Origin of the sequence: Campylobacter sp. B0100352/1 (assembly GCF_020135855.1) — a bacterium.
GTDB lineage: Bacteria > Campylobacterota > Campylobacteria > Campylobacterales > Campylobacteraceae > Campylobacter_D > Campylobacter_D taeniopygiae.
On record NZ_JACHTP010000079.1, the window covers coordinates 1 to 911 of the forward strand.

1 protein-coding gene is annotated in these 911 nt (G+C 33.2%); it reads right to left on the reverse strand.

The features are described from left to right. A partial coding sequence (locus tag H2279_RS08600; protein ID WP_337196286.1) for a hypothetical protein occupies window positions 1-911 on the reverse strand: 911 nt, incomplete at both ends.

The following is a 911-nucleotide window of genomic DNA, read 5'->3' on the forward strand; positions in this document are numbered from 1 at the left end:
CTTCTGGAAAATTATAACGATTAATAGCAGGGATTCTAGGATCAAGCTTAGCATCTAAAATATGTCTTTTATAAAAGTCTTCTAATTGTTCAGGGGTAAAATAATAAGGGGCATTAGGATAACCTTGAGGAGGAGTTAAGGCTGCTAGTTTGGCATCGAGTATTAAACTATAATCAAATAATCTAGCATCTTCTTCACTTCTACTATCACGGATTTCAGAAGAATAATTCATCCTACCACCAATCCTATAATCATTGGTTCGTTTATCAAATGTAATTCTACTCTCTGAAGTAGAATCTATATCTCTTGGATCTTTTATATTGCCTTCTTTAACTTCATCATAAATGCCACTTATAGCATAACCTGGGCCATCATAAGCAAATTGATATTGATTTATATCAATAATCCAATCCACTCCTATTAATTCATCTAAAAAAGGAAGCATACCAAATTTATCATAAGGAGGATGTTTGGCAAAGTTTTTTAACATTTGTTCTCTTAAAGGATTAGTATGTCCTCCACCTCTTAAGGCTCTAGAAGAAGAATAAGTAGTGAGTTGATGCTCTAAAGAAGGTTGATGTCCTAACTGTGCTGCTAAAAATACCGCTTGATAAGCTCTAGTAGTATATCCTGTTTGCCACATTTCTCCTCCACCTTTTGCAAAACCCAATCTATCTCCTAATATCCCAGCAGCTAATTCCCACTCACTCATAGATAAATATCCATCACTTACATGTGCCAACCCCCTATTAGCTTCTACCTCCATATAGAGTTCTTTATAGTCTTTATTGATTAAATTTCCTTTTTCATCTACATTGCAATAGGCATCATAAGGTATATCTATAACTGTAGATCTTATTCCACTTCTTATGATTAAATATTTATATTTTTCTCTTTTAGTTTTTAGTGAA